Origin of the sequence: Mucilaginibacter frigoritolerans (assembly GCF_007830615.1) — a bacterium.
Classification (GTDB): Bacteria; Bacteroidota; Bacteroidia; order Sphingobacteriales; family Sphingobacteriaceae; genus Mucilaginibacter; species Mucilaginibacter frigoritolerans.
Map to the genome: position 1 here is coordinate 281,912 of NZ_VLLI01000001.1, position 26,626 is coordinate 308,537.

General features: G+C 39.3%; 17 protein-coding genes and 2 tRNA genes. 6 read left to right on the forward strand and 13 right to left on the reverse strand.

Annotated features, from left to right (window positions below; translation table 11 throughout):
* Nucleotides 1-126 precede the first annotated feature (126 nt).
* The 5 genes from araA to JN11_RS01210 form a co-directional block, all read right to left on the reverse strand.
* Nucleotides 127-1,617 (reverse strand): L-arabinose isomerase, encoded by a 1,491-nt coding sequence (araA, locus tag JN11_RS01190; protein ID WP_144908824.1) that lies wholly within the window; start codon nt 1,615-1,617, stop codon nt 127-129.
* Between the two features lie 28 nt (nt 1,618-1,645).
* Entirely contained in the window at nt 1,646-3,010 is a 1,365-nt protein-coding gene (locus JN11_RS01195; RefSeq protein WP_144908826.1) for a glycoside hydrolase family 27 protein, read from the reverse strand.
* Nucleotides 3,011-3,030: 20 nt separating this feature from the next.
* Nucleotides 3,031-3,732, reverse strand: a complete 702-nt coding sequence (locus tag JN11_RS01200) for an L-ribulose-5-phosphate 4-epimerase (RefSeq protein ID WP_144908828.1) — start codon at nt 3,730-3,732, stop codon at nt 3,031-3,033.
* Nucleotides 3,729-5,450 carry a ribulokinase gene (locus JN11_RS01205; protein WP_144908830.1) on the reverse strand — a complete coding sequence of 574 codons (1,722 nt, stop codon included), beginning with the start codon at nt 5,448-5,450 and terminating at the stop codon, nt 3,729-3,731. The genes JN11_RS01200 and JN11_RS01205 overlap by 4 nt, the downstream gene beginning before the upstream one ends.
* A 99-nt stretch (nt 5,451-5,549) precedes the next feature.
* Nucleotides 5,550-6,257: an NUDIX hydrolase gene (locus JN11_RS01210; protein WP_144908832.1), complete on the reverse strand. Its 708-nt coding sequence runs from the start codon at nt 6,255-6,257 to the stop codon at nt 5,550-5,552.
* Between the two features lie 286 nt (nt 6,258-6,543).
* Here JN11_RS01210 and JN11_RS01215 point away from each other — a divergent pair, with 286 nt between their 5' ends.
* The 3 genes from JN11_RS01215 to JN11_RS01225 are packed head-to-tail and all read left to right on the forward strand — an operon-like array spanning nt 6,544 to nt 11,674.
* Nucleotides 6,544-8,088: an alpha-N-arabinofuranosidase gene (locus tag JN11_RS01215; RefSeq protein ID WP_144908834.1), complete on the forward strand. Its 1,545-nt coding sequence runs from the start codon at nt 6,544-6,546 to the stop codon at nt 8,086-8,088.
* 16 nt (nt 8,089-8,104) lie between these two features.
* The gene (locus JN11_RS01220) at nt 8,105-10,081 is read left to right on the forward strand and encodes an alpha-L-arabinofuranosidase C-terminal domain-containing protein (protein ID WP_144908836.1); all 1,977 of its coding nucleotides are present in this window, start codon (nt 8,105-8,107) and stop codon (nt 10,079-10,081) included.
* Nucleotides 10,082-10,132: 51 nt separating this feature from the next.
* A complete protein-coding gene (locus JN11_RS01225) occupies nt 10,133-11,674 on the forward strand; it encodes a glycoside hydrolase (protein ID WP_211360613.1) in 1,542 nt (513 codons plus the stop codon).
* Between the two features lie 202 nt (nt 11,675-11,876).
* Here JN11_RS01225 and JN11_RS01230 read toward each other — a convergent pair whose 3' ends face one another.
* The 4 genes from JN11_RS01230 to JN11_RS01245 form a co-directional block, all read right to left on the reverse strand.
* Nucleotides 11,877-14,138 (reverse strand): MBG domain-containing protein, encoded by a 2,262-nt coding sequence (locus JN11_RS01230; RefSeq protein WP_144908838.1) that lies wholly within the window; start codon nt 14,136-14,138, stop codon nt 11,877-11,879.
* A 38-nt stretch (nt 14,139-14,176) separates the two neighbouring features.
* Entirely contained in the window at nt 14,177-14,299 is a 123-nt protein-coding gene (locus JN11_RS24815) for a hypothetical protein (RefSeq protein WP_262713252.1), read from the reverse strand.
* A 469-nt stretch (nt 14,300-14,768) separates the two neighbouring features.
* The gene (locus JN11_RS01240; protein ID WP_144908840.1) at nt 14,769-18,443 is read right to left on the reverse strand and encodes a YobI family P-loop NTPase; all 3,675 of its coding nucleotides are present in this window, start codon (nt 18,441-18,443) and stop codon (nt 14,769-14,771) included.
* 221 nt (nt 18,444-18,664) lie between these two features.
* Nucleotides 18,665-19,804: a TlpA family protein disulfide reductase gene (locus tag JN11_RS01245; protein WP_144908842.1), complete on the reverse strand. Its 1,140-nt coding sequence runs from the start codon at nt 19,802-19,804 to the stop codon at nt 18,665-18,667.
* Between the two features lie 317 nt (nt 19,805-20,121).
* On the opposite strand from JN11_RS01245, the gene JN11_RS01250 reads away from it, so the two are divergent.
* The gene (locus JN11_RS01250) at nt 20,122-20,508 is read left to right on the forward strand and encodes a nuclear transport factor 2 family protein (RefSeq protein ID WP_170227667.1); all 387 of its coding nucleotides are present in this window, start codon (nt 20,122-20,124) and stop codon (nt 20,506-20,508) included.
* Between the two features lie 48 nt (nt 20,509-20,556).
* Here the strand turns inward: JN11_RS01250 and JN11_RS01255 are convergent, their stop codons facing one another.
* The 3 genes from JN11_RS01255 to JN11_RS01265 all read right to left on the reverse strand — a co-directional run bounded on the left by JN11_RS01255 (nt 20,557) and on the right by JN11_RS01265 (nt 22,282).
* Nucleotides 20,557-21,696: a sterol desaturase family protein gene (locus JN11_RS01255; RefSeq protein ID WP_144908845.1), complete on the reverse strand. Its 1,140-nt coding sequence runs from the start codon at nt 21,694-21,696 to the stop codon at nt 20,557-20,559.
* A 303-nt stretch (nt 21,697-21,999) separates the two neighbouring features.
* Nucleotides 22,000-22,072: transfer RNA gene (locus JN11_RS01260), tRNA-Met, on the reverse strand.
* Nucleotides 22,073-22,209: 137 nt separating this feature from the next.
* Nucleotides 22,210-22,282 (reverse strand) — tRNA-Met (locus JN11_RS01265).
* 145 nt (nt 22,283-22,427) lie between these two features.
* Here JN11_RS01265 and era point away from each other — a divergent pair.
* Both era and der read left to right on the forward strand, forming a co-directional pair.
* The gene (gene era, locus JN11_RS01270) at nt 22,428-23,303 is read left to right on the forward strand and encodes a GTPase Era (RefSeq protein WP_144908847.1); all 876 of its coding nucleotides are present in this window, start codon (nt 22,428-22,430) and stop codon (nt 23,301-23,303) included.
* Nucleotides 23,304-23,472: 169 nt separating this feature from the next.
* Nucleotides 23,473-24,774 carry a ribosome biogenesis GTPase Der gene (gene der / locus JN11_RS01275; protein ID WP_144908849.1) on the forward strand — a complete coding sequence of 434 codons (1,302 nt, stop codon included), beginning with the start codon at nt 23,473-23,475 and terminating at the stop codon, nt 24,772-24,774.
* 124 nt (nt 24,775-24,898) lie between these two features.
* Here the strand turns inward: der and JN11_RS01280 are convergent, their stop codons facing one another.
* Complete coding sequence (locus JN11_RS01280; RefSeq protein ID WP_144908851.1) at nt 24,899-26,494, reverse strand: S41 family peptidase; 1,596 nt, start codon at nt 26,492-26,494, stop codon at nt 24,899-24,901.
* Nucleotides 26,495-26,626 lie beyond the last annotated feature (132 nt).

Consider the following 26,626-nt stretch of genomic DNA (forward strand, 5'->3'; position numbering starts at 1 on the left):
ATAGTTTTATTATCATAGAGTAAACTAAAGTCTCATTTTTTAATTAAAAAGTGCGCCAGGTGCACCACATGAACCTGATGGCGCACCTGGCGTACCCATTAACTTATGCTGTTCGGCTTGTTTTACCTATCTAAATGCTACCTCGTTCCAACGGATCTCATTGCGGAAATGATCAAGGCGGGTATCTTTCCCAATTCGTAAAAACTCAAGCCCTGCTATATCTGCAAAATCTTGTAAATGTTCAGCAGTAAGGTTTTGACTATAAGCGGTGTGGTGTGCACCGCCGGCATAGATCCATGCTGCGCATCCTGTTTTCATATCCGGATATGGTTTCCAAAGTACCCGTGCAACAGGCAGATGAGGCAATTCATTTTGCGGTTCAATAGCTTCCACTTCATTTATAAGCAAGCGGAACCGGTTACCCATATCAATGATGGAAGCATTTAAGGCCGGGCCGCCTGCTACGTTAAACACTAAGCGCGCCGGATCAGCCTTGCCGCCAATACCCAAGGGATGAACTTCAAGGTTTGCTTTTCCATTTGCCAACGAGGCATCAATTTCGAGCATATGTGATCCTAAAACCAGACTATTATTAGGGTCGAAATGATAGGTGTAATCTTCCATAAATGCGTTGCCGCCTTTAAGTCCGCTGCCCATTACTTTAAACGCACGTACCAGTGCTGCCGTTTTCCAATCGCCTTCACCAGCAAAACCATAGCCCGCAGCCATTAATCGTTGTGCTGCAATGCCGGGCAACTGCACCATGCCATGCAGGTCTTCAAATGTATCAGTAAAGCCTTTAAAACTGCCATTTTCCAGGAATTTGCGCAAACCAATCTCTATCCTTGCGGCTTCATACACCGATGCATGTTTTGCTCCATTTTTGCGTAAAGCAGCATCCATTGTATAACTGTCTTCGTATTCGGTAATCAGGTTATCAATTTCCTGCTTGCTTACACCATCAATCACTTTTACCAGGTCGCCAACACCATATGTATTAACGGAATACCCAAATTTTAGTTCAGCTTCTACCTTATCGCCTTCGGTAACTGCTACGTAACGCATGTTATCGCCAAAGCGGGCAAATTTTGCACCTTGCCAGTCGTGCCAACCCGCAGCAGCTCTTGTCCAGACATCAATTTGTGAAAGTACCTCCGGGTCTTGCCAATGGCCAACCACTACTTTACGATTTTTACGCATGCGCGAAACAATAAACCCAAATTCCCGGTCGCCATGAGCACTTTGATTTAAGTTCATAAAGTCCATATCTATAGAACTCCATGGGATATCCCTGTTAAATTGCGTATGCAAGTGTAGCATTGGCTTCTGTAAAATATTCAGCCCCCTGATCCACATTTTGGCCGGAGAGAAAGTATGCATCCAGGTAATAATGCCAATGCAATTTTCAGCATTATTAGCCTCCGTCAGCGTAGCGTAAATCTCTTCGCTTGATTTTACAACAGGTTTATAAACGATGGTAACAGGTATTGAGCCTGTACCATTAATGCCTTTAGTTATTTGCTGAGAATGTTCTGCAACCAGTTTCAGGGTTTCTTCTCCATATAAATGCTGGCTGCCGGTTATAAACCATACTTCAAATTTTTTCAGATCAATCATTGATATTTAAGTTTTTATACTTTGTAATTCAGTTTATTGGAGTGAGCATTAGCAATATCGCTCCATGTTTATTAATAAGTTTGCTGTAATTGTTTTCGTAAGATCCGACGTCATGTTTTGCCCAAAGATCTCTTACCTTAATTTTACCCTTGAGGCCTAATGAAGAAAAATCGACGCCTACATCCTGATCCTTGTTGCCTATATTAAAGAGCGCTACATAAATGGCTTTACTGTTGGCCAAATGCGAGTACCAGGCCATGCTGTTTTCGTTTTTGAAAAGCTGTAGTGGCTTAAGTCCATGTTGATTTACGGCAAGGACTTCGTTATTAGTAAACAGTTTCCGTTCAATGACTCTGTTTTCCGGCAGATTGCCGCCAATCATTAATGGCGAGCGATATATGCACCAAAAGGTCATATGAGTATATAACTCATCATTTGTAAACCGGCTGTATCTTTCATTACCTACCGGGCCCCTTTTCGATAGCTTGCCAATTTGAAGCATATCGCAATCGGGCCAGTGACCATTTCCGCCAACGTTTTCCCATTTTTTAGCATAATCAAACATATGCAATATCTCATCCCAGTTATCCCAAAAGTCATCAGCCATACGCCACATATTGGCGTTTTCTTTAACATGATCTGCTTCGGTGAGTGGTGTCTCACCTGGTGAAATACTTAGTATTACCGGTCTTCCGCATTGTTCAATTGCAAGGCGGTACCCTTCAATCTCTTTTTTATGATAAGGCCTCGCAATGTCATCAACCTTAATGAAATCCACTCCCCAGGATGCATACAGTTTCAGTAGAGAATTTAAATATGCTTGTGCCCCTGGTTTATCCATGTTTAGTCCGTACATATGGTTCATCCAATCACATTTCGAGTTGGTATCAGCAATCATATCGGCTGTTACCCCTTTCATGCCTAATACCGGAGATTTGGCCCATACTGCCTGACGTGGAATACCACGCATTACATGTATTCCAAATTTTAACCCGAGGTGATGTACATAATCGGCAAGTGGTTTAAATCCTCTTCCCCCGAAAGCAGATGGGAATTTAGTAGGTTGAGGCAACAAGCGTCCCCACTTATCCATTGTTAACCACGGAATAAAGGAGCCATCCTGCAGGTTTTTTTGAAAAGGATTACCAATATTACTGTACGGTGGATTATCATACGACCATAAAAAATCTACCACTACATATTGCCAACCATAGGGTTTTAAATATTTTGCCATATAACCTGCATTAGCCTTAACCCCATTTTCATGCACGGCAGAGCCAAAACAGTTGTAGCTGTTCCAGCCCATTGGAGGAGTTGGTGTACTGGCTCTTTTTTGTGCATTGGTGCTAATACATAATATAAGGCAGAGGAGTAGCAAATACGCGGTTTTCATTTGTTTTTATTCAATGTGTTTTATGATTGCCCATAATAGGAAAGCGGACCATGCTTGCGTTCATAATGTTTTTTTATAAGGGATGATTTTAACCGTTGCACATCAGGCCGGATCTGTTCTGTCAGATAGGCCATTTGTGCTACTGATTCTAATACAGCACTGTTATAAACTGCTTTCTCTGCGGTTTTCCCCCACGTAAAAGGCGCATGATTACCCACCAGAATCATTTCTGTATCTGTATAGCTTAAGTTTCTTGCAGCAAGGCAATTGATGATCTGGTGGCCAGTTTGATGTTCATAATCTCCCTGTATCATTTCATCATCCATTGGACTTGCACACGGAATATCTACCGTGAGGTGATCGGCATGTGTGGTACCGTAAATCGGGATATCCCTTTGTGACTGTGCCCAGGCCGTTGCATAAGTGGAGTGTGTATGTACTATTCCATTTACATTTACCCAGTTTTTATACAGTACGGCATGGGTTAAGGTATCTGATGATGGTCTTAAATCGCCTTCAATGGTATGGCCTTCAAAATCCACAATTACCATTGCTTCCGGCGAAAGGTCTTTATAAGGCACGCCACTTGGTTTAATTGCAAATACGCCCAGGCTTCTGTCGGCAGAACTTACATTACCGAAAGTAAAAAGAACCAGGCCCAATTTGGGGAGTTGCATATTGGCTTCAAATGCCTCTTGCTTGATACGTTGGTACTTGCTCATAATAGTATGCGGTCAATTTGTTCAACATTAATGGTGGTTTGAAGTCTTATTTGTCTGGCAACAAACGCTCCGAGATCATTGTATTGTTTATAACGCTTATCGTAAACTTTGCGGAGTTGGGCATTTGGGAAATATTCCACATCAAATCCTTTTCCCATAGCTTTCATGGCATCTTCAACGGTTGGATAAATATCGGCAACCACTGCGGCAAACATGGCTGCTCCCAGCGCACAGGTATGTTTAAATTGATGAATGCGGATAGGCATACCCAGCACATCAGCCATCATTTGCATTACAAATGGTGATTTTTTTGCAACGCCGCCAATACCTATAATCCCTTTTACCGGTATTCCCTCTTGTAAAAAGCGTTCAACAATACTTTTTGCTCCAAAACAGGTAGCCTCCGCTAACGACCGGAATATTTTCGGAGCATCGCTTCCCAGGCTTAATCCTGTAATTGCGCCTTTTAAAGTTTGGTCGGCATCTGGCGTGCGGCGGCCGTTAAACCAATCAATGGCTAACTCATCATCAATATCAAATGGAAGTAATTGTGCCTGTATGCTCAATTCGGGGATAATACGATCACTCATTTCATCTCTTAACGCTTCAGCAGTTGCTGCATCAATAACCTTCGAATCCTTTAGCAAGGCATCCAGGGGCCAGGATATCATTTTTTTAAACCATGCATAGGTGTCTCCAAATGCCGACTGCCCAGCTTCAAGCCCTATCATTCCCGGGATAACAGATCCGTTAACTTGTCCACAAATTCCTTTTACCAATTTTTCGCCTATTTCGTTAGCTGGGGCAACCAGAATATCGCATGTTGATGTTCCCATCACTTTGCTTAAGTGGTATGGTTCTATTTGCCCGCCAACGGCACCCATATGTGCATCAAAAGCACCTACGCCAACGGCTACTTCTGTGGTTAAACCAAGTCTTTCAGCCCATTCTTTGCTCAGGAAGCCTGCTTTTTTGTCGGATGTAAAGGTTTCTGTAAATAATTTTGAGGTGAATCCTTTGAGCAGAGGATCAAGCGACGAGAAAAAATCGTCTGGTGGCAGTCCACCAAATTCTTCGGCCCATAAAGCTTTATGTCCTGCTGAGCATCTTCCACGTTTTATTTCGGCAGCGTCTGTTCCGCCGGTTAAAAGAAATGGTATCCAATCGCAATGCTCAACCCATGAGTGGCAAGCCTTACGTACGCTTTCATCAACTCTTAATATATGTAAAAGTTTTGCCCAAAACCATTCAGAAGAATAAATCCCTCCAACGTATTTCAGGTAATTAATATCAAATTTTGTAGCATGTTCATTTATCTGCGCAGCTTCGTTAACAGAAGTGTGATCTTTCCATAAAATGAACATAGCATTTGGATTTTGCTCAAAACCAGGCGTAAGCGCCAACGGAACCCCAGCCTTATCCACTGCAACAGGAGTGGATCCTGTGGTATCAACCGATAAGCCTTTAACTGCATTTGCAATGTTTTTGTCACCTGCTTTTCTCAGACAGTCCTTTATGGTAAACTCTAAACCTTCAATATAATCAGATGGATGTTGCCTGAACTGGTTTTCAGTTGCATTGCAATAAAGGCCGTCACGCCATCGGGGGTAATTAAATTCTGATGAGGCTATTTCTTCACCATTAGAAGCATTGATTAATATAGAGCGAACAGAGTCTGACCCATAGTCCACCCCAATCACAAATTGGTCCTTAATCATAATTGGTTTTATAATTCGTGTCTAAATAACACTTAATAATTTATAAAACGAAATATTTGTTATAAAACCTTTTAAATTTTTGGAGACTTGTTTTAAATCTTAAAGATGAAGGGTGTCAGGATTTGGGATAAAGTTTAGAAAAGCCTGGAATTTAGCGTAGTAGTTTTGCATATTAAGCTGATAATAATACGCTCCGCGTTTTGAGCCTGCTTTATCTTTCTCGCTTAACTTAATTAATAAGCCGGTAGCCAAAACCCGTTTGCTGAAATTTCTTTTGTCAATTGTGGTATTGAAAACACTCTCGTAAAGCGTTTGCAGTTGTGGAATGGTAAACTTTGTTGGTAAAAGTTCAAAAAGAATAGGATGTAGTGCAGCCTTGTATCGTATACGTCTTTTCGCACCTTCTACCATATCCTGGTGGTCAAAAACAAGTTTTGGAATGCGCTTTAAGGGGAACCATTCTGCATGATATTCAGTATTTAATTGAGTTTCATATTTGTGTATATCAATTAAAGCAAAATAAGCTACAGAAGCTGTACGTTCTATAGGATCACGATTGGTATCACCAAATGTATGCAGTTGTTCAAGGTAAACGCCCTCTAATCCGGTAAGTTGTTTTAATATTCTGTTTGCTGCCTGGTCAATACTTTCCGTTGGTTGCACAAAGCCACCCATTAAGCTCCAATTGCCCTTTTCGGGCTGAAAGCCTCTTTGTATTAGCAATATTTTAAGTGTTTCGCCATCAAATCCAAAAATTATACAGTCAACGGCCAGTAAAAGGCGGGTTTGCTTTGAATATTTATGCATGAATATGATTTAACACTTTATAAAATGATAAACAAATATAATTTTTTTATGCAGAGAGGGATTTATTTTAATGGTTTTTCTTCTAAAATGGCTAATATAAGCTGTTTTTTAGTATTGGGTAGTGTTTAGCTTACACTATGAATATGGAAAATATTTTAAGTGTTTATTTAACAATTAAAAAGAAATAGTTTACTTTCGATTTTAATTGATTTAACACCTGATAGACTGAAAAGCTGTCAGGCCCGGATTAATGATATACTCAATCGGAACAAAAAACAACCTTGATATGAAACTAAGTACTTGTTTAACTATAATTTTCTTTGGCGCTGCAAGTCTAATTTGTAATGCACAAACAACCATCCAGTTGAGTGCAGTTGACAATGGTAAAAACCCCGTCATCAGCAAATACATTTACAGCCATTTTGCAGAGCATTTGGGGCATGGTATTTATGGAGGATTTTATGTTGGGGATACTTCAAAAATTCCTAATACAAATGGTGTCAGGAATGATGTAATTGCTGCACTTAGAAAAATGAAAATACCGGCACTCCGTTGGCCTGGTGGATGTTTTGCTGATACTTATCACTGGAAAGATGGCATAGGGCCCAAAGATAAACGGCCCGAAATGGTAAATCGCTGGTGGGGTGGGGTTACTGAAGATAATAGCTTTGGTACGCATGAGTTTTTAAATATGTGCGAGCTGCTTGGTACAGAGCCATACCTTGCAGGGAATATAGGAAGTGGTACCGTACAGGAGTTGTCAGACTGGGTACAGTATGTGAGCTCTGATAGCAAAAATCCAATGTCGGAGTTGAGGAAACAAAATGGGCGCGACAAATCGTGGAAGGTAGGTTTTTGGGGAGTAGGTAATGAAGCCTGGGGATGTGGCGGCAATATGACTCCTGAATATTACGCCAATGAATTTAGAAAATATTCAACCTTTATGGCAAATGGTGGCGATGGTAAAATGTTCCGTGTAGCATCCGGTGCCAGCGATGATGATTATAACTGGACGGAAACCCTGATGAAGAACATACCACATGGTTTGGTTGAAGGAGTAGCATTACATCATTATGCTATTATTGATTGGGGCAAAAAAGGGCCATCTACCAATTTTACTGAAAAACAATATTTCCAGATCATGCAATCTGCCATGCGCATGGAAGAACTGGTGACCAAACATTCGGCCATCATGGATAAATATGATCCGGGAAAAAAGATAGCCCTTGTTGTTGATGAATGGGGTGGATGGTATGATGTTGAACCTAGTACCAACCCAGGCTTTTTGTACCAGCAGAATACTATACGAGATGCTATGATTGCTGGTGTTACCTTAAATATATTTAACAACCATAGTGAAAGGGTGCGTATGGCTAACCTGGCGCAATGTGTTAACGTTTTGCAGGCCGTTATTTTAACCGATAATGCAAAAATGATACTTACGCCTACTTACCATGTTATGGAAATGTATAACGTGCATCAGGATGCTACGTTAATTCCATTAACTGTCAAAACGGATGATTACACCTTAGGTACAGATAAGTTGCCTGCAATTTCGGCATCAGCATCAAAAGACAAAGATGGCGTAGTACATATTTCCCTGGTGAATATCGATCCTAATAAGGCAAAACAAGTTACTGTAAATTTAGGCGATATTAAATCGACTCACATTACCGGTAGAATATTAACATCACAAAAATTACAGGATTATAATTCATTCACCGAGCCTGATAAAATAAAACCGGAGCCATTTAAAGATGCTATACTAAAAAACGGCGCTATAAATATTACTATGCCTGCTGCCTCTGTTATTGTACTGGCGTTGAATTAAGAGCAAAGACAGAGAAATGAAAAAAATTGTACTTATACTTCTGAATAGTGCTTTTTGCTTATCGGCCTATTGCCAATCAAACGATACCGAAAAAGTATACACTATTAACGCGGCTACCATAAAAGCACAAGTGCGACCCACCATGTATGGGATATTTTTCGAAGATATCAATATGGCTGGCGATGGTGGGGTTTATGCAGAGTTAGTAAAGAACCGTTCGTTTGAATTTAAAGATCCTTTAATGGGATGGGACGAAGTAAAGCAAGATAAGGCAGACGGAAGTATTTTGATATTAAACCGGGGAGAAGCAAATCCCAATAACCCAAGATATATACAAATAAGTTCAAAATCTGCGAAAGGTTACGGATTAATCAATGAAGGCTTCCGTGGAATGGGGATTAAAAAAGATAACCGTTATAACTTTTCTGTTCTGGCTAAAATGGAAGAGGCTTCGGCCATAAGTCTGCAAATTGAATTAGTAAATGGAAAAGGAGAAATTATTGGCAGTACAACAGTTTCGCCATCATCAAAACAATGGAAAAAATACACCGCTAGTTTTATCGCTACAGAAACAGAGCCGAAAGCCAGCTTAAGAGTATTATTAAAGGGTATTGGTTCTGTTGATTTAGATATGATCTCTCTTTTTCCGCAGGATACCTGGAAGCAGCGTCCGGGCGGTTTACGGGCCGATTTGGTGCAAAAATTAGCCGATATGAAACCCGGATTTTTACGTTTTCCTGGCGGTTGTATTGTTGAAGGCCGCGAACTGGATACCAGGTATCAATGGAAACGGACAATAGGCGATGTTGCTAATCGCAGAATGATTGTTAACCGCTGGAATACTGAATTTGCACACCGCCAAACTCCTGATTATTACCAAAGTTTTGGGCTGGGCTTCCTGGAATATTTTGAAATGGCAGAAGATATAGGAGCATCCCCGCTGCCTATTATTAATTGCGGCATGGCTTGTCAATTTAATTCATGCGAGTTGGTTCCATTAAATCAACTTGGCCCATATGTGCAGGACGCGCTCGACCTCATTGAGTTTGCCAATGGCCCCGTGAATTCAACCTGGGGAAAAAAACGTGCAGCACTTGGGCACCCCAAGCCATTTAATTTAACAATGATGGGCGTTGGAAACGAGCAGTGGGGGCCGCAGTATATTGAAAGGTATAAAATTTTTGAGAAAGCCATTCACGCCAGGTACCCTCAAATTAAATTGGTTAGCAGTGATGGCCCTTTCTCTGGCGGTGATATTTTTAATTATTCGGACAAAATTTTCCGCAAGTTAAAAGCAGCCATTATAGATGAGCACTATTACAATTCGCCCGAATGGTTTTTGAAACATGTAAACCGTTATGATCATTATGACCGCAACGGCCCTAAAATATTTGCAGGTGAGTATGCCGCGCAAAGTGTAGGCGGCGGAAACCCTGAAAATAAAAACAACTGGAAATGTGCAATGGCTGAAGCTGCTTTCATGACAGGGCTGGAAAGGAATGCAGATGTGGTTAGTATGACCTCTTATGCACCGCTATTTGCTCACGTTGAAGGCTGGCAATGGAAACCAGACTTAATATGGTTTGATAATTTGCAATCATTTGGTACCCCCAATTACTATGTACAGCAGTTATATTCCTTAAATAAAGGTACAGATGTAGTACCTCTTACCTTAAATAACGAAGCGGTTGAGGGCCAGGACGGTTGCTATGCTTCTGCAACTCTGGATAATAATAAACACGAATTGATCATTAAGTTTGTTAATACAAGTAATGTAGTGCAAAAGGCTGATTTTTCGATGAGCGGAATAACATCAGTAACAAAAGCTTCGCTAACCTTATTGCAGAGTGATAATTTAGATAGCGTAAATTCATTGGATCAGCCGTTTGCAGTTAGTCCCCAAATAAGTAATATTGAGTTTAAGGATAACCATATCAAGCTAAATCTGAAACCATATTCTTTTAATATCATCAGGGTTAATATTGAAAAATAATGCCTTAAATAATAATAGTTATAATACAATATCATTCTTCTTTTTAATTAGATGGGATATAGCTTTATTTTAAAATCAGCAGTTTCAATAATTATAATATTACTGTTTGTTGTATATGCAAATGGGCAAGACAGTACGTTAACGATCAATATTGATCAGTCGAAAATGTACCAAACAATTAATAGTTTCGGGGCATCTGATGCGTGGTCATGCCAGTTTGTTGGTAATTGGCCCGAGGATAAGAAAAACAACATTGCTGATCTGCTTTTTAGTAAGGATACGCTTAAGGATGGGTCGCCTAAAGGCATTGCATTATCATTATGGCGTTTTAATATTGGTGCAGGTACCACTGAGCAAGCCGAACAAAGTGACATAAAAGATGAATGGCATAGAACTGAGTCGTTTTTAAGTAATGATGGCACGTATAATTGGCAAAAGCAAGCCGGACAGATGTGGTTTTTAAATGCTGCAAAGGCGCGCGGCGTAGGTGAATTTTTAGGCTTTATAAATAGCCCGCCTGTCAATTTTACTAAAAATGGAAAAGCATACGCAAATGCCGGTAAAACAAATGTAAGTGCTGACCATTTCGGTGATTTTGCTAATTATATTTCAGTAATTGTAAAAGGAGTTTATGCCCATAACCATATCGAATTGAATTATATCAGCCCGGTTAATGAGCCTCAGTGGAAGTGGAGCGATACCAAGCAAGAGGGAAGTCCCTATAGCAATAAAGAAATTGCATCCCTGGTTAGATGCATTGATTCATCCTTTGCCAAAAATCATGTAAAAAGCAAAATTTTAGTAGCTGAGGCGGGAGATGTTAATTATTTGGTTTCTAATACAAACAAAACGGAGAAAGGCAACCAGATAAATGACTTTTTTCGAGCTGATTCACCCGATTATATTGGCAACCTGAAAAGTGTTTATAAAGCAGTTTTGAGCCATAGCTATTTTACAACCTCGCCAATGGCATCTGCCATAAAACTAAGGCAAGAGCTTGCTCACGATATTAATTCTGTTCCGGGTTTAAGTTTTTGGCAATCGGAGTATTGCATTCTTGGTAATAACAATGGTGAAATTGACGGAAATAAACGCGATTTGGGTATGGATGCTGCACTATACCTGGCCAGGGTTATTCATACCGATTTAGCAGTAGGCAACGCCGCTTCCTGGGCTTGGTGGTTGGCAATTTCTCCGTATGATTATAAGGACGGACTTATTTATGTAGACAAAAACAAAACAGATGGTAACTATTATCCGAGTAAGATGCTTTGGGCAATGGGTAACTATAGCAGGTTTATAAGGCCGGGTGCGGTAAGAATTGAAACCAGCAGTTCCATATCTAAGCCGTTGGAAACACTTCCATTGGTTTCGGCATATAAAAAAGGAAAAAATATTACTATTGTTATCGTAAATAATAACAATAGTAATGTCCCTGTGAAAATAGGTTTGGGGCACGGTAAAATCACCCACGTTCGTAAATTTACAACATCTTCATCGGCTGATCTGCATGCAGAAGCTGTAGCTGATGCTTCGGATAAAATTTTAATTCAGGCCAGGTCAATCACCACTTTAACCGGAATTATTCAATAGCACCGGTATACCCTGAACCATTAGCTTGTATGTTTTATAACCAGGCTTTCAAAATTAAGTTTTTTAAGAGCATGTTGAATTTGAGGGCAACTCATAAACAGGTTCCACAATAAATTGGTACGATAGTATCTGTCATTATAAACAATCGACCAATTTTTTGTAATGGCTTGGATATTATTTCGAAGTGATTTAAAGCTTCTTGCTATTTTATAATTACCACATAGCCGGAAAGCCTTATTGAAGTTCCATCGTTCAGGTTAATAATATAATAATAGGTTCCAAAAGGAAGTGGCTGATTGTTATATTTTCCATCCCAGGCCTGGCCGTAGCCTCGGGAGTGATACAAATGCTGTCCATAGCGATCATAAATTTCCACGGTGCAGTTGGGATAATATTGCAGGTCCTTAATATCCCATAAGTCGTTTACTCCATCGCCATTAGGAGTAAAAGCATTAGGCACTTTGATGTTTTGTGGATCGGTGTAAATTGTTAGTATACCCGGTAAATAGTTTATTATATAATTGGGAGATGCTGCGCCGTACACAATAATCGGGTACTGACCTATGGGCGAGGTGAATAAAGCATCAGTTGATACCACAGGTAAAATGGTAAGTTGGGTGGGGCCTTCGTTATTGACAAATCCTGTATAAGTTACTGTAAGCGTTGGGTTAGGCGTAGCAAAAGCCCTGGATATATTATTGGCAGTAATGAGAAGTGATGCCTGATTAACGGTAATAGCGGCAGGAATATAAGTAATGTTATAATTGCTGGCATTAAAACTACCGCCGGTAGCTGCTGACGGTACTATAGAAGTGTTATAAATGCCAACAGGATCACCAGATGCTGCACCATAACCGAATGTTAGGGTAACATTCCCCACAGTCTCGCCGTTTTGTAACCCAACTGTTGTGAAGGCGGTGGATCCTGTAATGCCTGCTAATAAAGCTCCGTAAATTTTATTTACAGGCAAAGCAGTAATGGTAAGTGCCGCCGGTGTAACTTTACCTATTAATGGTACATTGATATTACCTGTTCCGGTACTGTTCAATATCAGGTTTCCGGTATAATTGCCTACAGGCGTAATTGCAGCGAGGCGGATGTAAATTGTTGTTGCTGATACTGTTCCAACGGCATCTGGGTTAAGTGTAACGGTGTTACCGAAGCTGATGTTATCGATGCTGATTTCAAATCCAGTAGGAGGGGTAACGATAATTGCGGCAGAAATGTTCGTGCCAGATACCTGTATATTAGTAGCTGTAGATGGAGTACCATAAACAGTTTGCAGCATTGATGGAATCCCGGTATATTCAATTACCGGTGGTGGCGGATCAACAGTGAGATTGCCGGATTGATAAGTAATGACATAATTATCAGGCGAAAAAGTCCCCCCCGCGGCATCCAAGGGGATAACAGAACCGGCATATAATCCCGGCGCAGATGATGCAGGTGCTCCCGCATTATAGCTGATACTTACATCGCCTATCGTTTCATTATTCACTAAACCTGATACGGTAAAATTAGTTGAAGCCGGCACATTTGTTAATGCAGTGCCATAAGGCTTACTGACATTGTTAGCCGTTATCGTAATTGGTGCCGGTAACACCACAAGGTCAACAGGAAAGTAATTGATGGCGTAATTGCCTGGCAGGAAACCGTTTTGACCTTCAAGGTCAGACAGTGTTACCGAACCCGTGTAAGTTCCTACTGGTGCAGTGGCAGAAGCACCGCTGCCAAATGAAAATGTGATAGAGTAAAAAGTATTGCCATTACGAAAGCCGGCCAAATCATAAGTAAACCCAGGGGTATTGTAATAGAATGTAGTGTTAGTGAGTACATCGCCGTATGTTTTGCCGACAGTACCGGTAACGTTTATAATAGCAGGCGATACAATACTATTGGGCATATTTACATTGACACTTGTAGCGCCATTGCTGCTTAGTACAATGTTGCCACTGTAAGCACCGGCGTTAGTTATTGCTGCTAACCTTATATAAATAGTAAATGGGCCAGTGGTACCTGCGCCGCCAACCGTAACAGTGCTGCTAAAATTTATATTATCTGTACTCACTTCAAATCCGGGTGGTGGTGTTACCGTAATACCTGTTGATAGGCTTGCACCTGATACCGTAAAACTTGCAGATATAGACGGTATACCATAGGATGTATTAACGGCATAAGGACTGCCCGATTCGATAATGGTAGGTACAAGAGCCAGAACTTTTGGTGAAAATGTTGATGGTATACCAGGACGGGTACTGCTACTGGCAATTGGCTTGTTGGAAATGATAGGATTTAAGCCTACCGGAATATCCAGCTGATCACTAATAGGTGTATTGTTAACCAGGGTGTTACTGATTTGGCTTGCATCAGATGAAATCCTAACTGTTATATTTTGCCCATATAATAGCAGTGATTTTAAACAAAAGAGGTAAATAAGGCTGATTACCAATATCTTATTGTGCATAGTTCAGGCATGGCATGTTACGACTTCGAAGATAGGATTTATTTATTTGTCATTGTAAATTCATACCAGGCTTTTTTGTCAGCAGGGGCGTTTTCTGTTGCCAGTAACACCGCACCACCCCATTCGCCGCCAAGACCTAATCCCTGTCCAAAACGAAACAAGGCTAATAATATCGGGGCCGCAATACCTAAGCTGTAGTTGGATCGCTCCCTGGGAAAAACAGCTTAGGGAATACCAGTACCGGTGGCTTGCTGGTTCATAACTCCAAACATATCAAATTTGAACGAATGCTCCAATTAGATAGGGATTGTACTGTCCCACGAATATATGACACAGTAGAAACACACCGGGCAAGGCGAAACACACAATCGTTATAAATTAATAAGTTAAGCTGCCAGGATGGGCCAGGTTGGGCTAACCTGGGACAAAAAATGACAATTTTTTTTTGAAATTGCTGTCAGGGCTAAGTTGCTTCGGGACAGTATAATTATCTGTGTAGTTATAAACTACTTGCATGCTGATCTGTAGATATAATCCACGGACGGCGGGGATTACAGATGTTCAGCTCGATAGTTTTCGTGGATCTAAAATCAAACATGAATAAAAATTATAGCTTACAGTAAGGTCGATTTATTTTTGAAAGGTCGAGATGCGGATGCCTTTTTTCTCGTCCGTTCGCTTCGATATGTATTCCAGTGTCTTTAAGTTATTGACAAAATAGTTGTTTTCTTCATCATAGGGTAGTAGTGGACGCCGACCTTTTATAGCAATCTCTGAATAAGGCGGTTGCAGTAGTTGTAATATGGGGGTCACTTCGGCGATTGAAAAACTTTTAAAGTTCATATTAAATAATTTGATCCGCTCTGATAACATGAGCGCTTTGGTTAAAACCGCCATCAAGGTTTTCTTTTGTAGCTTGAATGTTGTATATGTGATAGCAAGTCGACCTACTATGTTAAGGAGGGTCGTATTCACAATTACAAGGTTTTCATCTACGGAATAAAGAATAACCAGCTTTTGACCAATATCAAACCTATCAGACCTTAATAACTTAATTAGATCTTCGGCATCAAGCGGGTAGTTTTCGATATTTATGATAAAAGATTCTTTTTGACCCTCTGCTAATCCGATATGCTGACTTTCGAAGTTAGTTTTCAAAGAAGCAAAATTTTCAGGAGAAAGTAACACTAAGTTATTTTCAATCAGAATTTCTGTATGGTCTTCATCTATTTCTGCGAAATCTGGTTCCGGTTCAATTTCCGGTATTGATTTAACGAGAAATTCGAACGCCTTGGCTGTAATTGATGGTGCCCTGAGTAATGCGGCGATTAATAAGTGTTCATTTTCAACGGAAGGCTCGTTATTTGTAATTAAATCTTTGCTCAAGGCTTCAGCATTTGACAAGTGATTTAAAAACAAAATAGCCTGATCTGTTAATGCATTCTCATTATATTCAAAAGTGTGAAGGATATTATCCCATACTGGAGCCACACGTAGAGAGTGCAACAGAAGTGCGTCGAGTTCACTAGTTCCAGATTGATCTAACCGAGAAATAATAGCTGTGGTTTTATCCAAAATAGCTTTTTTGTCCTCAATTTCAAGATCTTCTTTGTTAAGAAGTTCGATGAGTGTTTCTTCAGGTTCCAAGGTATTGGCCTCTAAGGTCAAGTAAACCATGGCGACATATTCCGCTATGTTTTCATTTACATATGTAATTAATTGTGAAGCCTCAGAAGTTTGTATCGCCTCATAATTCGCTTTATCAAAACTGTTTTCATCGTAGATACCTTTCGCTTGAGTAACTCTGCGAAGCATTGTTTCGTTCAGATCATAAGCATTTTTTTCATAAATACAATCAACTGGGCTTTCCGGAGCATCTGCTAAAATTATATCTGTGAATTTTATTTTTAGAGCAGTAATGACAATTTCAATTTTCTCAGGATGAGTTAAATCAGAAAGCAAGCTTTGACGACTTATTAGAACGTTTTCTAGGTTGCTATCCTTTGCCATTTTTTCAATGTCTTCCAGATCTGCATAACTTATAATATGATCCAAATACTTGAACTTGAGTTCGTCCGAAAGCGCACTTTGCTGACTGATGACACGCCAGAACTGTGGCCAGGCTTTTGCGATTTTATTAATGAACTCTTCAATGTTTACGGCGGTGTCGATAAAGCCGTCTATGAATTTCAAAGATTCTTTCGAGGCAAGCTTTAGTAGTTGAAGTGTTGCACTAGTCTGGGAATCATATTTTTTAGTCGATAGCAAGAAATCTAAAAGGGAATAGTTTAAGGTATAAGCTTGTTCAAAATCATTCATTCCAATTTTGGGAACCAATTTTTCCAAATGCCGTAATTGAAAATCAAAATCCGTCACTACCTGGCTTTTTACATTTAGTAAGAAATCGCGGTCATCTTTTGTGATTGACCCCTCATAAAATATTGAAATATAATCCAAATACTCTTCATCAATGTGACCTGCTCTCAGTAAGACATTTAACAACAACGCCTTTTTCTTGTCTTCAATTTCAATTTTTAAAGCCCCTGTGGCCATAAACTCCTTTAACCTTAGATGTCTTGCGCTCGTTTTCTTTTTTTCTTTTTCGATTATCTGACGTCTTAAAGTGGCAATGTTACTGTCACTGTCTTTGGTAATTTCGGCAACCCGTTCCTCATAGGTTCTTTTTGGATCGACTTCTTTCTCAATCGTTTTGAAATCAATATCAACCAAAGCGTTTGAAAAGTTGTAAGAATTACTCCATTGAATAAACGCGAAATTATTATAACGCAATTTTTTGTCAATTAGTAATTGGAAAAGCTTCGCATCAGCCACATCCTCAAGTGAGTATTGCTTATCAATATGGTAAAATCCATGAAAGTATTGAAGGTGCTTTGGATAGCGAACTAAATACAACATTCTCAAATCTTTTATGTCGGTGACTTTAAGTTCAGACAAACGTTTTACTTCTTCTTTGAGGGCCTCGATTTCTTCGCCTATTTGCTTTTGTAAATTGCCTACATGTGTTTGTTTATTTGCAAAAACTTTGTACAATTCACCATCACGGTTGCTGAGCTTGACAAAGTCGTTCGGAAAAATATTTTTGTAAACAATCATGCTCAGTAATTTATTCTGACTGAGCTTTTCATCAAGCAATCCTTTGTAAAGATGGTATTCATTCGTAATGTTATATAATAATCGCATATCGTCAACGAACAATCCGATATCGTCGATCAAATCATCAGAAATGTCATATTTATTCTCCTGTACGATCTTTAACAGTTTATTATTCGAGTTTGATGAATTTATAACCGGGATAACTGGAATAATAAAGTCAAAAAACTTTGTGCGATCCTTATCCTGAAACATATCATCGCGCACCGCATAAACGAATGTCACATCCTTCTTGACCTTTTTTGAATTATTGATTAGCAGATTTAGCTCGCGTAACTTTGTGAATATTTCTGTTTGCTCAAATCGGTCCAGATCTTCAATGATCACAACGTCATAGGGCGTGACTTCAAAAAAATACAAGATCTCATCAAGGTGATTATTAAGGATTGATTTACTGATGCCCTCATCAATTTCAATCTCAGCGTCCTTGAATTTCAGTTTGCTCACTTTCACGCTATTTAGCAAACGTATAGAGCGATACAAAACGTAAAAGATACCGAGAATAAAAACGGCTAAGCTGATGTAATGAACGGTTAATTTATGAGCCTGCGTTATTGTGATTCCGAACAATTTATAAAATTGCTCACTGCTAAAAAGGTTAAAGCCACAAAACAACAACAGTAAAATACTTATTGCCATTCCAATTAAATAAGTTCTTTTGAAACTTCGGATTTTTTTGAACCTTGAGTCAGGAATTTTACTGTCTTTCTCGTGGTAGAATATTTGCTGGAGTATGCTTAGTTCGATAAGCCTCAGCAAATCTTTGGTCTCATCTCTGAGTTCTTTTGTTTTTTTACCTTTTTTGTTAATCTGCTTAAGTTCTTCTTTGAACGTAGCAAGCGAAAGATTTAAAAACTTGAATTGCTTTTTATGTTGCGTTTGAAAGGTCTTTAGGATACTGCTCTTTCCCGATCCGTAAGGACCTGTTAGCGCAATGTTCTTAATATCCTGAATTTTACGATTTTGTAAAGCCCACAGTAGTGCGTCCGTATATTGTCCTTCTTCAACAGTCCCGATTGGAGAAAGAGAATGATAAGGGTAACTTATATTTTGATCTTCAGCAACAGCTGTCTTACGATATTTTTGAAGAAGTTTTATAAACCTGTCAAGCAGGTGAAGCAGCCATGATTTCATGTGATAACAATAGGTTAAACCCGTTAAGATTATAAAGTTACAACCTTTTCATGAGCTTGCGAATTGTGTTAGTATTCTGCTAATCTAAAGACCAGAATAGTGAGCGTTAATAGCCCCACCTGTCTGATTTAACCCCCGCCAATTGTACCAATCACATCTACACCACAAAACAAAAAAGTCCCCAACATTCCAACTAAAGACTTTTAGCCTCCAAAAAAGTACTACTTCATCAGCTCTGCCAGTTTGCTTTCCAGCTCTTTGCCCCGAAGATTTTTAGCAATAATCCTTCCGTTCTTATCCAGCAGGAAACTATTCGGGATAGCGGTTACGGTATACAACGCAGCTGTTGGCCCTCCATATCCATTCAAATCACAAACATTTCCCCAGGTATATCCATCCTGCCTGATGGCGTTCTTCCACTGTGCAGTATTTTTATCGATGGAGACACTTAATATTGTAAATCCTTTGTCCTTATATTGATTGTATAACCTTACTAATGTAGGGCTTTCTTCCCGGCAGGGAGGGCACCATGAGGCCCAGAATTCAACAAATGTGTATTTACCGCGATAGTCTTTAAGATCGACTTTCTTGCCTGCCGTATCGGTTGAAACAAAACCTGGCGCTATAGCACCGATGGCAATCCGTTTGGTGGCATTAACCTTATTCACCAGTTGCCGGGTAAGATCATAATTAGGATATTTTTGCTGAAAGATCGATACCATCTGATTCATCAGCGTAGTATCGGTTTCTGAGTTCCAGCGTATACTATGATGTACTGCTGCAAGCGAATTAATAAAAAAGGGCTGTTCTACCCATTGCGCCAGTTCCGCTTTATAATTTTGAGATGCTTTTTCATGCTCCACATTCCAATATTCTATCCGCGCTTTGTCAGCGCTTTTAACCGCAACTGCCGAGGAATCATAGGTCCGTCTTAAATACTTATTGAATACAATTTTCCGGTTTGCTTCATAATCAATCAAATATTGTGTTTCCTTTGAGCCCGTAACCTCAATACGGTCTTTGTTAATCTTAAGAGCGATTTTGTCACCAGGTTTAGCCAATACCTGAACCAAACTTGAATTGTCCACCCCCAGATCATATATTTCCGGCTCTTTTAACTTAATGGTAAGGGTAAATTTACCATCCTGACTGATCGGGGCCTCCTCTACAACTTTGTCATTCCGGGTTTCATAATTGATCAGGGTGAGTTTGATGGATCTACCAAAAAATTCTGATGAGGTTGTGCCGGTAACGATTGCTTGTTGCGCAGATACACCTATTGATACAAATAGTAAAATTAGGAGCATCCCCATTGTAACCGTACTATTTATTTTTGACTTTGGAGAAGGAGAAGTTATCATGATTATATTTTTATAAAAAAACAAGAGTTTTATTTTATAAAAGTAAAGAACATTTATGTGATTAAATGATGGAAAAGTTACTAATAAGTCAAATCTTCTTCGCTGTCCGAAGTTTTCAATTTCGGACGATTATGCCTGTAGATTACATCTACATCTATGGCTGAAAAATTATAAACGTTTTTATCCGAATGTGATTTAACACCTTTTAACTTGTTTTAACAATAACATCAAGTAATAACGCCGATCTTTATGTTCAAAATCAGCAGTCAATTATGAAAAACTGTATTTTGTTATTGTTACTGAGCCTCTCAATACAAATGGCATCAGCCCAGGAAGCTGATATCAAAAAACTCAAGGAGCTGAATGAAAAATGGATTGCTTCCTTTATCACCCGCGACACTGCAACTATGTGTGGCATCTATGCAGATGATATGGAGTTGGTCTCTCCCGGCGGGAAAATATTTCATAAAACAGATCTTTTGAAGAACCTTTTATCTCCAGATCAGGAATTCTTTTCTTCCAAAGTTGATAGCGTCCGCGTGCGGATTTTTGGCAATATCGGTCTGGTGAACGCCACCTCCACTGTACACGGTAAAGCTGCGCAAAAAGAGTTTACGGTTATTACATGTTATTTGGATGTATATGAAAAACGTAATGGCCGCTGGTATGCAGTTGCATCCCAGGTGACAGTTCCCGACAATTAATGAATTGTTCGTGCCCCGCTGTCTGATTTTTAACTTCGGCCAACTTTCTCACCTGTCGCTTCGCTCTTCCATATTCAAATCGTTATCGAATGGGCTTTTGGTAAACGGATAAATTGATTGCTTTAGAAAGCCTTTGGGATAATTTCCCTCGTGTACACCGGTGCCTGCTGGCCATTCTTTGCCCGGCAGATAATAGGTGCCAAAAATAATATCGATCAAAGGAAAAATTGAGGCAAAATTATGGCCGTAATACTTCGGATCTTCGCAATGGTGCCAATGATGGTATTGGGGTGTAGTGAAAATATACTTTATAAAGCCGAAATTAACACGGGTATTTGCGTGTATAAGCACCGCATGTATGGCGATAAAAATGATGTAAACATTAAAAACGGTTGTTGAAAAGCCCAGTACATACAATGGTATGAAAGTCATTGCCCTGGTAAAAAATATATCCATAAAATGAGTGCGGCTGCCTGCCAGCCAATCCATATGTTGTGTAGAGTGGTGAATGGAATGGAAACGCCATAAATAAACCCGTGTATGGAAAAACCTGTGCGCCCAATACTGAAACAAGTCTGTTGTGAAAAAAGCAAGGAGTAATCCTGCAATAAAAGGCAGGTTTTGTACCCATAAATGTAACTTATCCAGACCTATCCATCCAAAAAACAATATTGCGGGCTTTTGAGTAACAATGCCAAAAAACTGGATGAACAAATGACTTATAACAAAATACATCAGGTCGGTACGCCACTCTTCATGAAACTTGGTTTGGAATTTATTTTTAGGAAAAAATAACTCCAGAGGGATAAAAATTACTGTCATTAAAAGCAAGTCGAGTAACATCCAATCTAACCCAAAGTGCCAACTCACTTTTTCAACACTCCGGCCCTGTACGGTAAAGGCACCCATTAATATGGCTAAACCCGCAATACCCGATCCTAATAAAGCGAGTGTGAACTTTTTGCTTAGTATGATGCTAAGCAGAGCAAAAAAAAATGCAGCTATGATACCGGATGCCATTAAAATTTGCACACTTTCCTTAGTGTAGATATTTCTAAACTCGGGTGTGGTTAATTGTTCCGGGTAACGGAAACAAAAAATCCCTAATAACACCAATACGGCTAAAAAAATAGATATATATCCACTTATCTGCCCTTCCCCAATCTTCAGCCTTTCTCTTTTCGACATGTTTTTAAATTATCCGACAAAAAATATTAATTAAATTGTGTCACAATCTAATCAATATACTCAGAAGTACAAACAGGATTGACTATATGCGCGGTATTCAGCCTTTTAGTGAGTATTATCACCGCACTATTAACTATACAAAAAGCCTCTAATCTCGCGTGTAAAGATTTCTCGCTTAATAAGCAGGAGCAAGACTCGGACTTCCATTTACCTTAGATGGGTATGAACCCGACAGGCTATCAACTGTCCCTGAACCAAAAAAGCCTCAAATCTTTCGACTCAAGGCTTTTAACTTTTAAAAGGTAGCGGGAGCAAGACTCGAACTTACGACCTTCGGGTTATGAGCCCGACGAGCTACCAACTGCTCCATCCCGCACTGTGTTTTTGGTATGATACGATTCGCTTCATTACTGCGAAAAGGGCTTTTTTTATTTGGTGCAAATCCCGCCAACTATCCCCGTGGATAAAAAAAGTCTTTAGACTCACGACTAAAGACTTTTGACTTTAAAAAGGTAGCGGGAGCAGGACTCGAACCTACGACCTTCGGGTTATGAGCCCGACGAGCTACCAACTGCTCCATCCCGCACTATTTTTTGGTGTTTTAACCTTCCGTCATAACTTCAGAAAGTTGTTTTCAATTATCAAAAATGCATTTTGCACTCCGTTTTAATTGGACTGCAAAGATATAATTCGTTTCTTTGCAGTCCAAATATTATTTTAATTATTTTTCTATGGCGCATAAGGCAGGTTTCGTGAGTATAATAGGCAAGCCAAACGCAGGTAAATCAACATTGATGAACGCGTTAGTTGGCGAAAAAATGTCCATTATAACTCCAAAGGCGCAGACCACACGTCACCGTATTTTGGGTATTGTTAACGAGGATGATTATCAAATTGTGTTTTCTGATACCCCTGGTGTTATAAAACCACATTATGCGTTGCACGAAAGTATGATGCACCAGGTTGACGGATCAATTGTAGATGCTGACCTGATTTTGTTGGTTACCGATATTTACGAAGAATACGATGAAACCGACGTGCTGAAAAAACTGGAGGGCTCATCAGCGCCGGTAGCAGTGTTGATCAATAAGGTTGATCAGTCGGATGAAGAAACCGTAAAAGCCAAAGTTGAATTTTGGGAAGAGAAGCTGAAACCGAAGGCTGTTTTTGCCATATCGGCTTTAAAAGACTACAATGTACTTGCCGTAATGAACTTTGTGATAGAGCATCTGCCCGAGCACCCGGCTTATTATGAGAAAGATGCTTTGACTGATAGGAACGATAGGTTTTTTGCGTCAGAAATGATTCGAGCCCAAATATTAAAGCAATATAAAAAAGAGATCCCATACAGCACCGAAGTTATTGTAACTGCTTTTGTTGAGGGTGAAACCCTGCACCGTATCAGCGCGGAAATTATTGTGGAACGCGATTCACAAAAAAATATCATTATAGGTAAAGGCGGCGAAATGCTTAAAATAGTTGGTACCTATGCCCGCCGTGATATGGAAGAATTTTTCCAAAGAAAAATCTTCCTCGAAATGTTTGTAAAAGTTATACCCGACTGGCGGAGCAAGAAAAATTACCTTAAAAAGTTTGGGTACGAGTAAGATTTGAGATATTAGATGTGAGATTTGAGAGCCATGCAAATGGTAACCTATCTTAAATCTGAAGTCTTCTATCAGGAAATAAATAAATAATTTAGATGTAGATTTTGATATGGCGCAGGTGACTAATTCCTGTCTCACGTCTTAAATCTCACATCTCCAATCTAAAAATATGAGTAACATAGTAGCCATAGTGGGCAGGCCCAACGTAGGTAAGTCAACATTATATAACCGTTTAACCGAAAGCCGCAAGGCAATTGTTGATGACTTTAGCGGCGTAACCCGCGACAGGCATTATGGCGTATCTGAATGGATCGGCCGTCAGTTTACAGTAATTGATACCGGGGGCTATGTAGCCAATTCAGTTGATGTTTTTGAAGCAGCTATCCGCGAACAAGTAATAATCGCTATTGAAGAAGCAACTGTAATTTTATTTATGGTTGATGTTACTACCGGCATTACCGATCTGGATGATGAAATTGCCAACCTTTTACGCAAAGGCAAAAAACCGGTATTTGTAGTGGTTAATAAATTGGATAACACAGCTTTACTGGCCGATTCTATGGTGTTTTACAGCCTCGGCTTAGGTGAGCTGTACAATATTTCGTCCATGACTGGTTCGGGTACAGGTGAACTGCTTGACGAAGTGGTAAAACACTTTGATGATGAACCGCTTGAAGAAAATACATTACCTAAATATGCTATTATAGGACGCCCTAACGTAGGTAAATCATCCATTATCAATTCATTAATTGGTAAGGATCGTAATATCGTAACCCCAATTGCCGGCACCACCCGCGATTCTATCCATATTCATTACAACCAGTATGGTCATGATTTTATGCTGATTGATACTGCAGGGATGCGTAAAAAAACAAAGGTTAAAGAGAACATTGAGTTTTACTCGGTAATGCGTAGCATAAAGGCACTGGAAGAAGCCGATGTAGTGATCCTGATGATAGATGCTGTAGAGGGAATAGAATCGCAGGATATCAATATTTTCCACCTGGCAGAGAAGAATAAAAAAGGGGTAGTTATTGTAGTTAACAAATGGGATTTGATCGAAAAAAACAATAAAACCATTAAAGTTTTTGAAGAACAGATCAGAGAGAAAATTGCACCATTTACAGATGTACCTATAGTATTTACTTCGGTTACAGAAAAACAGCGTGTATTAAAGGTTATTGAAACTGCCAACCTTGTTTATCAAAACAAAATCAGGAAAATTCCTACTTCTAAATTAAATGAGATCATGCTGCCTATTATTGAAGCTTATCCGCCACCATCAATAAAAGGTAAATACGTAAAAATTAAATATATAACCCAAATTGCCGGTTCTTCGCCAATGTTTGCCTTCTTCTGTAACTTACCTCAATATATTAAAGAACCTTATTATCGCTTTATTGAGAATAAGATAAGGGAACACTTTGATTTTAACGGAGCACCTGTTCAGGTGTGGTTCAGGCAGAAATAATGTTTGATTTCGGATTCCGGAGGTTCGATTTCGGATTTATTATTCATTTAAATCGGATCTCCGAAATGCTGAATTATTCAACCTTTCAAATCCGAAATTGAACATTCGAAATCCGAAATCGAAATCAATTCACCGCTGCTATTGCTTTTTGCAACGTGATATCCGTACTGTTTATTGCTTCAAAATAAGCATCATTTCCCCATTTAAAATGGGCGGCATAAGCTTTTAGCATAGTTTTTATTGTAGGCTTTGATATCAGCAAATCGTGCGAATCAATTTCTTTAATGGTCTGTGAAGCATACAAAATGAAACGATCAAGCTCATCATCGCTTACGGTGTATTGCTTTATAAATTCTTCAGCGGTTGTAAATTTGTTTAATTGAGGCTGAAGGTTGTCAATAACATAAGCTGTAAATACCTGTCGGCTATTTAATTGTTGTACCAGGTAAGTGTTGGCTGTACTGTCTTGCGGTACAAATACATCGGGCATAATGCCACCTCCGCTGAAAACTTTTTTGCCACTTATGGTATGATAAGGTGAGGCTCCTTTAAAAACACTATCGTTCAGGTTGCTTTGGGCCGAAAAGAATTCACCTTTTCGCATGCGTTCAGCTATTTCATTATGATAAGTTTCAATGCCGTCTTTGTATGATTTTTGGATTGATCTACCCGATGGTGTATAATACCGTGCCACAGTTAAATTTACAGCAGAGCCATCAGGAAAAGAAAATTGTTGCTGTACCAAACCCTTACCAAAAGAACGGCGACCAACAATTATGGCGCGGTCAAGATCCTGCAATGCACCGGCCAATATTTCGCTAGCCGAAGCGGAATACTCATCAATAATCACTGCCAGTTTTCCATCCTGAAATGTTCCTGAGTCTGTCGAAAAATAATCTTTCCGCTCTTCATGATCACCTTTTGTGTAAACAATTAATTTATTCTTCCTTAAAAATTCATCAGCCAGGGCAGTTGCAGCATTTAAATAACCGCCTCCATTTTCCCTGATATCTAACACCAATTTTTTAAGGCCCAATGTTTTAAGTTTACTGATAGCTGTACGGAAGTCGGGATCGGTAGTAATGGCAAATTTGCTTATTTTTATATATCCTATGTCAGGAGTCACCATATAAGCAGCATCAATACTGCTTAAATTAACTCTGCCACGTTTAATGTGATAAGCTTTAATTGCAGAACTTGCCGGAGTCAATACAGATAATACTATATCAGAACCACTTTCGCCTCTGAAAATATCGTTTACATGTTCAGCAGTAATGCGTTTTCCAGAGAATTTTTTTTGATTAACCTTGATTATCTTATCTCCGGCAACTAAGCCTGCAGTGGCTGCGGGTCCGTCTGGATAAACCGTGGTAATTACCAGTGTGTCCCTAAGTAATTGATATTCAAGTCCAATTCCGGTGAATCCACCCTCCAGGTTTTCATTGATGTATTGTGCCCGTTGGGGTTGCAGGTAAAGCGAATGCGGATCGAGACCTTGTAGAAGGTTATTTACAGTAACACCCTGCAAACTGTCAACATTTACAGAATCAACATAGTTGTTTTTAACCAGATTTAAAACCTTTGTAATTTTATCTGAACTGCCAATAGTAAATCCGATGTTATGATTATTGATATTATTGTCGCTGATAAAGAAGCCAATAGTAATTCCTATCAAAATTAATATTATCGACCTGAACACTATGCCCGCTGAATTTTTCATAAATAATTATCATTACAAAGTTAATAATTAGTTGTTTAAGTTGCCTTTGGTTTATTATCTGATTTTCATATTAAAGAGAATTAAACAATTCGGGATAATCCGTTTGTTTTGAAATTAATTGTTAGAATAAAC

Coding starts and splice junctions, on each gene's coding strand:
- araA (WP_144908824.1), bottom strand. CDS start 1,617: ATGATTGATCTGAAAAAATTTGAAGTATGGTTTATAACCGGCAGCCAG.
- JN11_RS01195 (WP_144908826.1), bottom strand. CDS start 3,010: ATGAAAACCGCGTATTTGCTACTCCTCTGCCTTATATTATGTATTAGC.
- JN11_RS01200 (WP_144908828.1), bottom strand. CDS start 3,732: ATGAGCAAGTACCAACGTATCAAGCAAGAGGCATTTGAAGCCAATATG.
- JN11_RS01205 (WP_144908830.1), bottom strand. CDS start 5,450: ATGATTAAGGACCAATTTGTGATTGGGGTGGACTATGGGTCAGACTCT.
- JN11_RS01210 (WP_144908832.1), bottom strand. CDS start 6,257: ATGCATAAATATTCAAAGCAAACCCGCCTTTTACTGGCCGTTGACTGT.
- JN11_RS01215 (WP_144908834.1), top strand. CDS start 6,544: ATGAAACTAAGTACTTGTTTAACTATAATTTTCTTTGGCGCTGCAAGT.
- JN11_RS01220 (WP_144908836.1), top strand. CDS start 8,105: ATGAAAAAAATTGTACTTATACTTCTGAATAGTGCTTTTTGCTTATCG.
- JN11_RS01225 (WP_211360613.1), top strand. CDS start 10,133: ATGGGATATAGCTTTATTTTAAAATCAGCAGTTTCAATAATTATAATA.
- JN11_RS01230 (WP_144908838.1), bottom strand. CDS start 14,138: ATGCACAATAAGATATTGGTAATCAGCCTTATTTACCTCTTTTGTTTA.
- JN11_RS01240 (WP_144908840.1), bottom strand. CDS start 18,443: ATGAAATCATGGCTGCTTCACCTGCTTGACAGGTTTATAAAACTTCTT.
- JN11_RS01245 (WP_144908842.1), bottom strand. CDS start 19,804: ATGATAACTTCTCCTTCTCCAAAGTCAAAAATAAATAGTACGGTTACA.
- JN11_RS01250 (WP_170227667.1), top strand. CDS start 20,122: ATGGCATCAGCCCAGGAAGCTGATATCAAAAAACTCAAGGAGCTGAAT.
- JN11_RS01255 (WP_144908845.1), bottom strand. CDS start 21,696: ATGTCGAAAAGAGAAAGGCTGAAGATTGGGGAAGGGCAGATAAGTGGA.
- era (WP_144908847.1), top strand. CDS start 22,428: ATGGCGCATAAGGCAGGTTTCGTGAGTATAATAGGCAAGCCAAACGCA.
- der (WP_144908849.1), top strand. CDS start 23,473: ATGAGTAACATAGTAGCCATAGTGGGCAGGCCCAACGTAGGTAAGTCA.
- JN11_RS01280 (WP_144908851.1), bottom strand. CDS start 26,494: ATGAAAAATTCAGCGGGCATAGTGTTCAGGTCGATAATATTAATTTTG.